At 68.4% G+C, this 11,763-nt stretch carries 11 protein-coding genes and 1 tRNA gene; 7 read left to right on the forward strand and 5 right to left on the reverse strand.

Translation table 11 applies throughout. From position 1 onward, the window contains the following. On the forward strand, positions 1-383 hold a 383-nt coding region (locus PKD06_RS13550), incomplete at its 5' end, for an aminotransferase class I/II-fold pyridoxal phosphate-dependent enzyme (protein ID WP_324380894.1). Positions 384-487: 104 nt separating this feature from the next. On the opposite strand, the gene secA is transcribed toward PKD06_RS13550, so the two are convergent. Further along, on the reverse strand, positions 488-3,349 hold the full coding sequence (gene secA, locus PKD06_RS13555; RefSeq protein ID WP_324380896.1) for a preprotein translocase subunit SecA: 2,862 nt from the start codon (positions 3,347-3,349) through the stop codon (positions 488-490). Positions 3,350-3,542: 193 nt separating this feature from the next. Here secA and PKD06_RS13560 point away from each other — a divergent pair, with 193 nt between their 5' ends. Further along, positions 3,543-3,878 (forward strand): cupin domain-containing protein, encoded by a 336-nt coding sequence (locus tag PKD06_RS13560; RefSeq protein WP_324380898.1) that lies wholly within the window; start codon positions 3,543-3,545, stop codon positions 3,876-3,878. Between the two features lie 15 nt (positions 3,879-3,893). Here the strand turns inward: PKD06_RS13560 and cmk are convergent, their stop codons facing one another. After that, on the reverse strand, positions 3,894-4,520 hold the full coding sequence (gene cmk, locus PKD06_RS13565; RefSeq protein ID WP_324380930.1) for a (d)CMP kinase: 627 nt from the start codon (positions 4,518-4,520) through the stop codon (positions 3,894-3,896). A gap of 2 nt (positions 4,521-4,522) precedes the next feature. Next, positions 4,523-5,863 (reverse strand): 3-phosphoshikimate 1-carboxyvinyltransferase, encoded by a 1,341-nt coding sequence (aroA, locus tag PKD06_RS13570; RefSeq protein ID WP_324380900.1) that lies wholly within the window; start codon positions 5,861-5,863, stop codon positions 4,523-4,525. Between the two features lie 167 nt (positions 5,864-6,030). On the opposite strand from aroA, the gene PKD06_RS13575 reads away from it, so the two are divergent. Both PKD06_RS13575 and PKD06_RS13580 read left to right on the forward strand, forming a co-directional pair. Next, a complete protein-coding gene (locus tag PKD06_RS13575; protein ID WP_324380902.1) occupies positions 6,031-6,417 on the forward strand; it encodes a TIGR02300 family protein in 387 nt (128 codons plus the stop codon). A 105-nt stretch (positions 6,418-6,522) separates the two neighbouring features. Further along, positions 6,523-6,598, forward strand: a tRNA-Ala gene (locus tag PKD06_RS13580). Between the two features lie 250 nt (positions 6,599-6,848). Here the strand turns inward: PKD06_RS13580 and PKD06_RS13585 are convergent. Beyond that, positions 6,849-7,901 carry a patatin-like phospholipase family protein gene (locus PKD06_RS13585; protein ID WP_324380904.1) on the reverse strand — a complete coding sequence of 351 codons (1,053 nt, stop codon included), beginning with the start codon at positions 7,899-7,901 and terminating at the stop codon, positions 6,849-6,851. Next, on the reverse strand, positions 7,898-8,683 hold the full coding sequence (locus PKD06_RS13590) for a 3-hydroxybutyrate dehydrogenase (protein ID WP_324380906.1): 786 nt from the start codon (positions 8,681-8,683) through the stop codon (positions 7,898-7,900). Before PKD06_RS13590 ends, PKD06_RS13585 begins: the two co-directional genes overlap by 4 nt. A gap of 213 nt (positions 8,684-8,896) precedes the next feature. On the opposite strand from PKD06_RS13590, the gene PKD06_RS13595 reads away from it, so the two are divergent. From PKD06_RS13595 to PKD06_RS13605, 3 genes are all read left to right on the forward strand, one after another. Next, the gene (locus tag PKD06_RS13595; protein WP_324380907.1) at positions 8,897-10,246 is read left to right on the forward strand and encodes a dicarboxylate/amino acid:cation symporter; all 1,350 of its coding nucleotides are present in this window, start codon (positions 8,897-8,899) and stop codon (positions 10,244-10,246) included. After that, on the forward strand, positions 10,246-11,031 hold the full coding sequence (locus PKD06_RS13600; RefSeq protein ID WP_324380908.1) for a DUF72 domain-containing protein: 786 nt from the start codon (positions 10,246-10,248) through the stop codon (positions 11,029-11,031). Before PKD06_RS13595 ends, PKD06_RS13600 begins: the two co-directional genes overlap by 1 nt. A gap of 209 nt (positions 11,032-11,240) precedes the next feature. Next, a complete protein-coding gene (locus tag PKD06_RS13605; RefSeq protein ID WP_324380909.1) occupies positions 11,241-11,708 on the forward strand; it encodes an META domain-containing protein in 468 nt (155 codons plus the stop codon). The last annotated feature ends 55 nt before the right edge of the window (positions 11,709-11,763 follow it).

The following is an 11,763-nucleotide window of genomic DNA, read 5'->3' on the forward strand; positions in this document are numbered from 1 at the left end:
ATGTCGACGTTCTCGCAGTGGACGACCTCCTGGGCCGGCCCATCCGCCACCTCAAGGCGAGCGGCGAGGAGCGCGCGCGGCACAAGGAGCGTGTCGCGGCGGTCCGCCGGCGGCTCGACGCAGCAGGCATCCCCCATCTCGCCAACGAGAGCCACATCGTGCCGGTAATGGTGGGCGATCCCGTGCTCTGCAAGAAGACGTCCGACCTCCTGATGGACCGCTTCGGCATCTACGTGCAGCCGATCAATTATCCGACCGTCCCACGCGGCACAGAGCGGCTGCGCCTGACGCCCACGCCGATGCATTCGGATGCCGATATCGACCACCTCGCCGCCGCGCTGTCGGCGGTCTGGGCCGAACTCGGAATGCGCGAGGCCGCCTGACACGAAATCCGAGAGATCGGGCCGGGGCCGATCTCTCTTGCTCGTGGATGGCCGGGACAAGCCCGGCCATGATGACAGAGAGAGAAGAAGGGCGCGGCTCCGCCTCAGGCGAAGCGGCCGTGGCAGTGCTTGTATTTCTTGCCCGAGCCGCAGGGACAGGGCTCGTTGCGGCCGACGCGGCCCCAGCTCGCCGGATCGGCCGGGTCGCGCTCGAGCACGTCGAGATCGCCCGCGAGCGCGGCGGTCCCGAACCCGGCCGAGGCTAAGGCCGGCCCGCCGAACATGCCGGAAGCGGCCGAGGCGAACTCGTTTTCCCCGGTCGCCGGGTCGAGATGCTGCGCGAACATGGGCGGCAGCTCCGTCATTTGCGGCGGTTCCTGGAAGATCACGTCCACCCGCATGAGCTTCTCGGTCACGCTCTCGCGCAGATGGCCGACGAGCTGGTTGAAGAGGTCGAAAGCCTCGCTCTTGTACTCGTTGAGCGGATCGCGCTGGGCATAGCCGCGCCAGCCGATCACCTGCCGCAGATGGTCGAGCGTCACGAGATGCTCGCGCCACAGGTGATCGAGCGATTCGAGAAGGATCTGCTTCTCGACATAGTTCATCACCTCGGGCGTGTTCCGCTCGACGCGCGCCGCATAGGATTCGTCCGACTCCTTGCGCAGGCGCTCGCGGATCTCCTCGTCGGCGATGCCCTCCTCCCGGACCCAGTCCTCGACCGGCAATTCGAGATTGAGGATCCGCTGGACGCTTTCGTGCAGCCCCTTCGCATCCCATTGCTCTGGATAGGCGCCCTCGGGGATGTGGTTCGCCACGAGATCGTCGACGACCCCGTGGCGCATCTCGTCGATCTCCGGGCGCACGCTCTCCTCGCTCATGAATTCGCGGCGCTGCTCGAAGACGACCTTGCGCTGGTCGTTCATGACGTTGTCGTATTTCAGGATGTTCTTGCGCATGTCGAAGTTGCGCGCCTCGACCTTCTGCTGCGCCTTCTCGATCGCGCGGTTGATCCAGGGATGGACGATGGCCTCGCCCTCCTGGAGGCCGAGCTTGACCAGCATCCCGTCCATGCGCTCGGACCCGAAGATCCGCATCAGGTCGTCCTGGAGCGAGAGATAGAAGGCGGAGCGGCCGGGATCGCCCTGCCGGCCCGAGCGGCCGCGGAGCTGGTTGTCGATGCGGCGCGATTCGTGCCGCTCGGTGCCGATGATGTAGAGGCCGCCCGGCATCGCGCTCTTGCGCCCGGCGGCGGGATCGGCCGGCTCGCCGGAATTCAGCACGATCTCGCGATTCGCCTCGACCTCGGCCTTGATGGCGGCCTCCCTCGCGGCCACGTCGTCTCCCTGGCCGACCTCCTGGGAGAGGCGCATCTCCACGTTGCCGCCGAGCTTGATGTCGGTGCCGCGGCCGGCCATGTTCGTGGCGATGGTGATGGCGCCCGGCACGCCCGCCTCGGCCACGATATAGGCTTCCTGCTCGTGGAAGCGGGCGTTGAGCACGGCGAATTGCTTGGTCGGCCTGCCGGTCCTCGCGCCCTCGTAGAGGCGCGCCAGCGCGGCCTGGTCGGTGAAGTCGATGATCTTGTAGCCGGCGCGAAGCATCAGCTCGGCGATCAGCTCGGATTTCTCGATCGAGGCGGTGCCGACCAGGACCGGCTGCATGCGGGAATGGGCCTTGCCCACCTCCTCGATGATCGCCTTGTATTTCTCCTCCGCGGTGCGGAAGACCTGATCGTCCTCGTCGATGCGGGCGACCGGCCGGTTGGTCGGGATCTCGACCACCTCCAGCTTGTAGATCTCGGCGAATTCCTCCGCCTCGGTCGCGGCCGTGCCGGTCATGCCGGCGAGCTTGGTGTAGAGGCGGAACAGGTTCTGGAAGGTGATCGAGGCGAGCGTCTGGTTCTCGGGCTGGACGGTGACGCGCTCCTTCGCCTCGATCGCCTGGTGCTGGCCTTCCGAATAACGCCGCCCCGGCATCATGCGGCCGGTGAACTCGTCGATGATGACGATCTCGTCGCCCCGGACGATGTAGTCCTTGTCCTTGGTGAAGAGCTTGTGGGCGCGGAGCGCCTGGTTGACGTGGTGGACCAGCGTGACGTTGTGCGCGTCGTAGAGGGTGCCCTCGCGCAGGATGCCGTGCTCGCGCATCAGGTGCTCGATGCGCTCGTTGCCGCTCTCGGTGAGGTTCACCGTGCGCTGCTTCTCGTCGAGGTCGTAATCCTCGCGCGCGAGCTTGGGGATCACCTCGTCGATGGCGAGGTAGAGGTCGGAGCGGTCGTCGAGCGGCCCCGAGATGATGAGGGGCGTGCGCGCCTCGTCCACCAGGATCGAATCGACCTCGTCGACGATCGCGAAATGGTGCCCGCGCTGCGTCATCTGCGCGAGGTCGTATTTCATGTTGTCGCGCAGGTAGTCGAAGCCGTATTCGTTGTTCGTGCCGTAGGTGATGTCGCAGGCATAGGAGGCGCGGCGCTCGTCGTCGTCGAGCCCGTGCACGATGACGCCGGTCGTGAGCCCGAGGAAGCCGTAGATCTGCCCCATCCAGCCCGCGTCACGGCGCGCGAGGTAGTCGTTGACCGTGACGACGTGCACGCCCTTGCCGGCAAGCGCGTTGAGATAGACGGCGAGCGTCGCGACCAGCGTCTTGCCCTCGCCGGTCTTCATCTCGGCGATGGCGCCCTCGTGCAGCACCATGCCGCCGATGAGCTGGACGTCGAAATGGCGTTGGCCGAGCGTGCGCTTGGCGGCCTCGCGCACCGTCGCGAAGGCGGGAACGAGGATGTCGTCGAGGGTCTCGCCCGCGGCGAGCCGCGCCTTGAACTCCTCCGTCCTCGCCCGGAGCTGCTCGTCCGACAGGGCGACCATCTCCGGCTCCAGCGCATTGATGGCCGCGACCTTCGGCGCGTAGGTCTTGAGCCGCCGGTCGTTGACGGAACCAAAAATCTTCTTGGCGAGAGCACCGAGCATCGCGGAGGGACCTATCGGGTCATATCTGGATTGAGCGCGGCTTATAGACTTAAGCGTCCCGCCGCGCATCTTAAAGGACCGGCCCTACACGAGAGCGCGCGACAAGGGAATTGCGCCACCCTTGTCCCCCGCCCTCCCCCGACGCAATCTGGCGCCGGATTTCCGCGCCGACCGCGCCAGGCAAGGCAGACCGATGGCTTTCAAGTGCAGCATCCCCGCCCATCCGACCGTGCAGCAGGACGACGCCACGGCGCGGATCACCCGCTGGGATTTCCAGCCCGGTGCCGCGACCGGATGGCACAGCCACGGCTGGCCCTATTTCGTGGTCATGCTGGAGGCCGGCACGCTGCGCGTCCATGACGGCGAGCGCGAGACCGACATCCCCCTCGCCAAGGGGCAAGCCTATTCCCGGGCGGCCGGCGTCCAGCACGACGTCATGAACGCTTCGCCCCATCCGATCGCGTTCGTCGAGATCGAGCTGAAACGGCCGGAAGCAGCGGCCGCCATGGGAATGGCCGCGGCGTCGTGAGCGTCGCGAGCCGGGTCAGCCGGCCCGGCCGGCCCCGACCAGCTCGAGGGCACTGGCGAAGGCCCCGTCCTGGTCGAGATGGGTCGTGTCCAGGATCAAGGCGTCGGGCGCGGCCCGCAGCGGCGCCGCGGCGCGTTGCGCGTCGCGCTCGTCGCGTCCCCTGATATCCGCCAGCACCTCCTCGAAGCTGACCGTCTCCCCCTTGCGGAGCAATTCGCCGTGGCGCCGCCGGGCGCGCTCCTCGGCCGAGGCGGTGACGAAGAGCTTCACATCCGCCTCGGGACAGACGACGGTGCCGATGTCGCCCCCGTCCAGCCCGGCCCCGCCGGGCCGGGCCGCGAAGCGGCGCTGCACGCCGAGCAGGGCCTGGCGCACGCCGGCATGGACCGAGACCACGGAGGCCGCCTCCCCCATCGTGGCGTCCCGCAGCCGCGATTCGTCGAGCCGGGCCGGATCGAGGCTTTCGGCCACTTCCAGCGCGGCCGCCTCGTCGGTCAGCAGCAAGCCCCGGTCGAGCATGGCCCGCGCCACCGCCCGGTAGAGCAGGCCGGTATCGAGATGCGCATGGCCGAGATGGGCGGCGATGCGCCGCGCGAGCGTGCCCTTCCCGGAAGCCGCCGGGCCGTCGATCGCAATGACCACGCTCATGCCTCGAAGGAGCCGCCGAGGCTGCGCAGCAGCGGCAGGAAATCGGGGAAGCTCGTCGCAATCATCGTGCCGTCGTCGACGCGGACGCCGTCGCGCGCGGCGAGGCCCATGACCAGGAAGGCCATGGCGATGCGGTGATCCATCTCGGCCGCGACCGGCCCGCCGCCCGGCACCTTGCCGACGAGTCCCTCGACGATCAGGTCGTCGCCCTCGACGCGATGCGGGACGCCGGTGGCCGCGAGGCCCGCCGCCACGGCGGCGAGGCGGTCCGATTCCTTCACGCGCAGCTCGGAGAGGCCGCGCATGCGCGTCTCGCCGCGGGCGAAGGCCGCCGCCACCGCGAGGACGGGATATTCGTCGATCATCGCCGGAGCCCGCTCGGGCGGAACCTCGACGCCCTCCAGGGGCCCCGCCACGATGTCGAGATCGGCCACCTCCTCGCCGCCGAGATCGCGGCGATTGCGAAGCTCGATCTGCGCGCCCATTTCGAGCAGCGTCGTGAGGAGCCCCGTGCGGAGAGGATTCATCATCATGCCCTCGATCGTGACGCGCGAGCCGGGCACGATCAGCGCCGCGACGAGGGGGAACGCCGCCGAGGACGGATCGGCCGGAACCACGATGTCGCGGGCGCGCAATTCCGGCTGGCCCTGGAGCGAGATCCTGCGCCCGGCTCCCTCGATCTCGACGCGGATCTGCGCGCCGGCATGGGCGAGCATCCTTTCCGTATGGTCGCGCGTCGCCTCGCGCTCGAAGACGCTCGTCACGCCGGGCGAATTGAGCCCCGCGAGGAGCACGGCCGACTTGATCTGCGCGGAGGGCGCGGGCGTCTCGTAGGCGATGGGGATCGTCTCGCGCGGGCCTTGCAGGGTCAGCGGCACGCGGCCCCCCGGCGCCTCGTCGAGCACGACTGTGCCCATGCGCATCAGGGGATCGAGAATGCGCCGCATGGGGCGCTTGCGCAGCGAGGCGTCCCCGTCGAAGGTCGCGGTGATCGGGTGCGACCCGGCGACGCCCATCATCAGGCGCGAGCCGGTGCCCGCATTGCCGAAATCGAGCACGCCCTCCGGCTGCCCGAGGCCGCCGATCCCGACCCCGACGACACGCCAGCTTCCCTCGCCCTCCCGGACGACCTTGCCGCCCAAGGCCCGGACGGCATCGGCGGTCCGCAGGACGTCCTCGCCCTCGAGCAGGTTCTCGACCCGCGTCTCGCCGATCGAGAGGCAGCCGACGATGAGCGCGCGATGCGAGATGGACTTGTCGCCCGGAACCCGCACGCGACCGCGGAGCGGGCCGCCGGGCGAGGAGGACATGGGAGCGGGAGGAGAAGAATGTGACACGGGCGCGGATTTCAGCGAAAAGGTCTGCGCGCTTATCACGAGCCCGGAGCGAGGTCACCGGCCGGGAGGAGGCGGCGCAGGGCGATCGCCTCTCATGCCTCATGCGCGTTGACACGGGCCCCCGCGCATTCTAACGGGCGCGCTTCCCTTCCTTTCAGAGTTGGACCGTGGCCAGACCAGAACTCGGTACCAAGCGCGTGTGCCCGACGACGGGACGCAAGTTCTACGACCTCAACCGCGACCCGATCGTCTCCCCCTATACCGGCGAGATCCTCGCGCGCGCCGCCTTCGAGCCCGCCTCCGCCGTCGCCCCGCGGAGCAGCGCCTCCGAAGAGGACGATTCGCAGGAGGACCACGATCCCGTGGCGGGCCCCGAGACGGTCTCCCTCGAGGATGCCGCGGCCGAGCAGGAAAGCCCCGGCGCCGACGACGCGGATCTGGGCGAGGAGGACAGCGGCCCGGTCGACGACGACGCCTTCCTGGAGGAGGAAGAGGAGGGAGGCGACGTCTCCGACCTCATCGACAGCGACATCGAGGACGACGAAGAAAGCTGAGATTCAAATGCCTCGGCGGGCTTGAACCCGCCGAAGCGCCTCAGTATAGAGGCGCACCCGCCGCGAGGCGGAACAGCGCGGCGCCCCAACGCCGCGTCATGGTTCGGGGCCATAGCTCAGTTGGGAGAGCGCGTGAATGGCATTCACGAGGTCGGCGGTTCGATCCCGCCTGGCTCCACCATCGCCCGACAGCCAGTCCTGAACGAAGCATCGGTGCCGAAGCGTCTCTGCCTGGGACATTCTTCCATAGCCCCTGTCATTCCCGGCGGCCGGGAAGGGCGTCCAGGGCCGCCTGCGAGCCTTCCTGGATCCCCCCTCCGCTTCGCTCCGGCCGGGATGACAAGGGTGAGCGTCAAACGTCTCATCTTCATCAACTGAGTTGATGACGGAGCAGCCGCCCCGATCGAATTCGCGATTCGCCCGCAGCACGGCTACGAATAGGCGGCCCGCAGGTCGAGGGTCGATCTCTGGCCGACCTCGTCGTAATGCGCCGCGAGCCAGGCGTCGGCGCTCTCGCGACCGATATCGCGCAGCCTGCGAAAGAAATCCCATTCCGCCTGGAGCCGCGTCGCGGCCACGTATCGGGCGATTCGCTCCCCGCCATCGACGCGATGCACCAGGGCGCGCTTGTACTCCTCGCGCGACAGCTTGCCCTGGTCGATCAGGCGATTGACGAAATCGATCGCGCGCAGCTCGCTGAGAAGGCCGCCGCCGAAGGTGATCTCGGCCAGCCTGTTCTGGACCTCCACCATTCCCGTCGGAACCTCGGGCCGCTCGACCGGATCGATCTGCACGATCAGGATGTCGTCCGTCCTCGTCGTGTAGAAGAGGGGAAAGAGCGCGGGATTGCCCGTATAGCCGCCGTCCCAATAGGCTTCGCCGCCGATCTCCACGGCGTGGAAGACGGTCGGCAGGCAGGACGAGGCCGTCACGTGCTCGGCGCGCAGCTCATGCCTCTCGAAGATCCTGATCTTTCCGGTGCGCACGTTGGTGGCGGAAACGAACAGCCCGACCTCGCCGCCGCGCAGGCGTTCGAAATCGACGAGGCTATTCAGCACCTCGCGCAGCGGGTTGATGTCGAGCGGGTTCGCAGGCGCCTGGAGCGTGCTCCGCCATAATTCCAGGAGCGGATTCGACAGGGACGGTGACCACATGTCGCACAGCATGTCGAATGCCTGGCGCTGCCGGAGCGACAGGCCGCCATCCAGGCTGACATATTGCCAGAACGTCTCGAGATGCCGTCTTGCGCCGTCCGGCCCGCCTTCGAGCCAGCCATCCGCCATCACCACGGCGTTGATCGCGCCGGACGAGGCCCCGGTGACGGCCTCGAAGGCAAATCGGCCGTCCTCGATCAGGCGGTCAAGGACGCCCCAGGTGAAGGCGCCGTGGGCGCCGCCCCCCTGAAGCGCGAGCGAGACGGTCTTCCTGGCCTTCGGCCCGACGAGTCCGCGCGGCGTCCCCGCCGCTCCCGCCCGCCCGCTCACGCGGCGGTCCAGCCCCCGTCCACGGAAATATTGGCGCCCGTGATCTGCGAGGCCGCATCGGAGCAGAGGAAGACGGCGATGGCGGCAACCTGCTCGGGAGTGACGAATTCCTTCGTCGGCTGCGCCGTGAGGAGCACGTCGTTGATGACCTGCTCCTTGGTCAGGTTGCGGGCTTTCATGGTGTCGGGGATCTGCCGCTCGACCAGCGGCGTCCAGACATAGCCCGGCGAGATGCAGTTGACCGTGATCTTGTGGGTCGCGACCTCGAGCGCGACGGTCTTCGTCAGCCCGGCGAGGCCGTGCTTGGCGGAGACATAGGCCGACTTGAAGGGGGAGGCGACGAGCGAATGCGCCGAGGCCGTGGAGATGATGCGGCCCCAGCCGCTCTTCTTCATGCCGGGCACCGCCGCCTTGATGGCATGGAAGGCGGAGGAGAGGTTGATGGCGATGATCTGGTTCCACTTCTCGTCCGGGAAATCCTCGACCGGAGAGACGTGCTGCACGCCCGCATTGTTGATGAGGATGTCGACCGAACCCAGCGCATCCTGCGCCTGCCGGATCATGCCGGCGATCTCGGCGGGCTTCGTCATGTCGGCCGGCGAATAGACCGCCTTCACCCCGAACCCGCTCTCGAGCCCCGCCCGCTCCTTCTCGATCGCGTCCTTGTCGCCGAAGCCGTTGATGAGGACGTTCACGCCCTCCGCCGCGAGAGCCTTGGCATAGGCCAGCCCGATCCCGCTCGTCGATCCGGTGACGACCGCGTTCCTGCCCTTCAGCGACATGTGAAACCTCCTGCTTCAGGGCCGCCTCTACTCCCGCCCCGGACCCGTGTCACGTGCCGCAATGCGGACCCCTCCCGCCGATTCCGCCGTGGACGGGCCGGCGCTCCGGCGGGAGAACAGCCAAAACCTTGTTGCATCGGCATGCGAACGAGTCTTTAGCTGACCGCGCAACGACAAGAGAGCGGTCCGGCGCGGATCGCCGGGAGGGAAGCCATGGCCGCGACGACCACTGCTCACGGGGCGGCCACGCCGCACAAGCAGCCCTGGTACCGGGTCCTCTATATCCAGGTGCTCATCGCCATCGCCCTCGGCGTGCTCGTGGGCTACGTCTGGCCCGAGACGGCGAAATCCTTCAAGTGGCTGGGCGACGCCTTCATCAACCTCATCAAGATGATGATCGCGCCGATCATCTTCTGCACCATCGTGCACGGCATCGCCTCCATGGGCGACCTGAAGAAGGTCGGCCGCGTCGGCCTCAAGGCGCTGATCTATTTCGAGGTCGTCTCCTCGCTGGCGCTCATCCTCGGCGTCGTGGTCGGCGAGATCGTCCAGCCCGGCGCCGGCTTCGGGGCCGATCCGAAGACGCTCGATCCGGCCGCCGTCAAGAGCTTCGCCGAGGCGGCCGCCAAGGATTCGACGATCGGCCATATCATGGCGCTGATCCCGAAGACCTATTTCGACGCCTTCGCGCATGGCGACCTGCTCCAGGTCCTGCTCGTCTCCATCCTGACGGGCGTCGTCATCACCTCGCTCGGCGAGGAGAGGGCCCACAAGGTCAACGAAGTCATCGACACGATGGCTCAGATCTTCTTCCGCATCATCGGCCTCGTCGTGAAGCTCGCCCCCATCGGCGCCTTCGGCGCCATGGCCTTCACCATCGGCCAGTACGGGATCGGCAAGCTCGGCAACCTGATGTGGCTGGTCGGGACCTTCTACCTCACGAGCCTGCTCTTCGTGCTGCTCGTGCTCGGCGCCATCGCCCGGTGGGCGGGCTTCTCGATCCTGCGCTTCCTCGCCTATATCAAGGACGAGTTGCTCATCGTGCTCGGCACCTCCTCCTCGGAGACGGTGCTGCCGCACATGATGCAGAAGATGGAGAATGCGGGCGCCTCCAAGCCCGTGGTCGGCCTCGTCATCCCGACCGGCTATTCCTTCAACCTCGACGGCACCAACATCTACATGACGCTGACGACGCTCTTCCTCGCCCAGGCGGTGGGGGCGGATCTCAGCATCGGGCAATACGTCACCATCATCCTCGTGGCGATGCTGACCTCCAAGGGCGCCTCGGGCGTGACCGGCGCGGGCTTCATCACGCTCGCGGCGACGCTGGCGGCCATTCCCAACAATCCCGTGCCCGTCGCCGCGATGACGCTCGTGCTCGGCATCGACAAGTTCATGAGCGAGGTGCGGGCGCTGACCAATCTCGTCGGCAACGGCGTCGCGACGCTCGTCGTCGCCAAGTGGGAAGGCGAGCTGGACGAGAAGAAGCTGGCCGCCGCCCTGGCCCATCCGCTCGAGACCGGCGAGCTCCTGGAATCCATGCCCCCCGACCAGGTGCTCTGATGGCCGTCCGCGCCGGGATCGGGGGCTGGACCTTCGCCCCCTGGCGCGGAACCTTCTATCCCAAGGGCCTGCCGCAGGCGCGCGAGCTGGAATACGCCTCGCGCCGGGTCACGGCCATCGAGGTCAACGGCACCTTCTACCGGACGCAATCGCCCGAAAGCTTCCGCAAATGGGCGCAGGAGACGCCGGAAGACTTCGTCTTCGCCCTGAAAGGCCATCGCGTCGTCACCAACCGCAAGGTGCTGGCGGAGGCCGGCCCTTCCATCGAGACCTTCCTCGGCTCGGGCGTCACCGCGCTCGGGCGCAAGCTCGGCCCCATCAACTGGCAGCTCGCGCCGACCAAGCGCTTCGACCCGGACGACCTCGACGCCTTCCTCTCCCTCCTGCCGCGCGAGCGCGACGGCCTGAGGCTGCGCCACGCGATCGAGGCGAGGCACGAGAGCTTCGTCACGCCCGCCTTCGTCGATCTCGCCCGCAGGCACGGCGTCGCGATCGTCTTCGCAGACAGCGACGACTACCCGGCCATCCCCGATCCGACGGCGGATTTCGTCTATGCCCGGCTCCAGCGCTGCCGGGAGGGCGAGCCGGCCGGCTATCCTCCCGAGGAGATCGAGCTTTGGGCGCGCCGGGCCGGGAACTGGGCCTCGGGAATCGTGCCCGCCGACCTCGCGCCCGTGAAAGGCGAGTCGGAAACAGGCCCCGCCCGCGACGTGTTCGTCTTCTTCATCGCCGGCGAGAAGGTCCGCGCGCCCGCGGCAGCCGCGGCCCTGATCGGCCATCTCTGAGAGACCTTTTCGACATCCGGCGGCGGAGAGCCGGCTTCGGCGCCGCCGGGCCGGTGATGAAGCGCGCGCCTCACCCGGTCGCCCTTGGACCGAGCGAGGAGCGCCCTTGCCCCGGCCAGGGTTGTATGCTTGCGTCCGTTCGAATGGCGCCCATTGAAAATGCAGCGATCGCAGCCGGGCAGCGCCGGGAATCGGGAAGGGATATCGGGATGACGCTCAAGCCCCTGTTCGCGCTCGGATGCCTCCTGGGCCTCGGGGCCGCCGCGCCCTCCCCTGCCTCCGCAGGGGAGGCGGGCCTCCCGCCGGCGGCCTATGCCGCGGCCGGGGCGGAGCGGCCGGCCGATGCGGCGACGCTCGCGGGCCGCTGGCGCGTCCTTCGCCTGAACGGCGCGCGGATTCCGGCGGGCACGCTGGTCACGATCGAGTTCGGGCCGGACGGGCGGGCCTCGGGCCGGGGCGGCTGCAATTCCTTCACCTCGTCCTATACCCTGACGCCGGGCGGCCTCACCTTCAGCCAGCCGGCCGCGACCATGCGGGCCTGCGCGCCGGCGCGGATGAAGGTGGAGGGGCAATTCTTCCAGGCGCTGCCGAGCGTCACGAGCGCGGCGCGCGGGCAGAGGGGATCGCTGCGCCTCATGGCCGGCAACCGCACGATCCTCGTCCTGAGGCGGGGATAGGGCGCGCCCACCGGCCCCGCCCCGGGGACCTCAGAGACAGCGCCGGCGCGGCGTC

Origin of the sequence: Enterovirga sp. (assembly GCF_035325185.1) — a bacterium.
Lineage (GTDB): Bacteria > Pseudomonadota > Alphaproteobacteria > Rhizobiales > Beijerinckiaceae > Enterovirga.

Coding starts and splice junctions, on each gene's coding strand:
- secA (WP_324380896.1), bottom strand. CDS start 3,349: ATGCTCGGTGCTCTCGCCAAGAAGATTTTTGGTTCCGTCAACGACCGG.
- PKD06_RS13560 (WP_324380898.1), top strand. CDS start 3,543: ATGGCTTTCAAGTGCAGCATCCCCGCCCATCCGACCGTGCAGCAGGAC.
- PKD06_RS13590 (WP_324380906.1), bottom strand. CDS start 8,683: ATGTCGCTGAAGGGCAGGAACGCGGTCGTCACCGGATCGACGAGCGGG.
- PKD06_RS13595 (WP_324380907.1), top strand. CDS start 8,897: ATGGCCGCGACGACCACTGCTCACGGGGCGGCCACGCCGCACAAGCAG.
- PKD06_RS13600 (WP_324380908.1), top strand. CDS start 10,246: ATGGCCGTCCGCGCCGGGATCGGGGGCTGGACCTTCGCCCCCTGGCGC.
- PKD06_RS13605 (WP_324380909.1), top strand. CDS start 11,241: ATGACGCTCAAGCCCCTGTTCGCGCTCGGATGCCTCCTGGGCCTCGGG.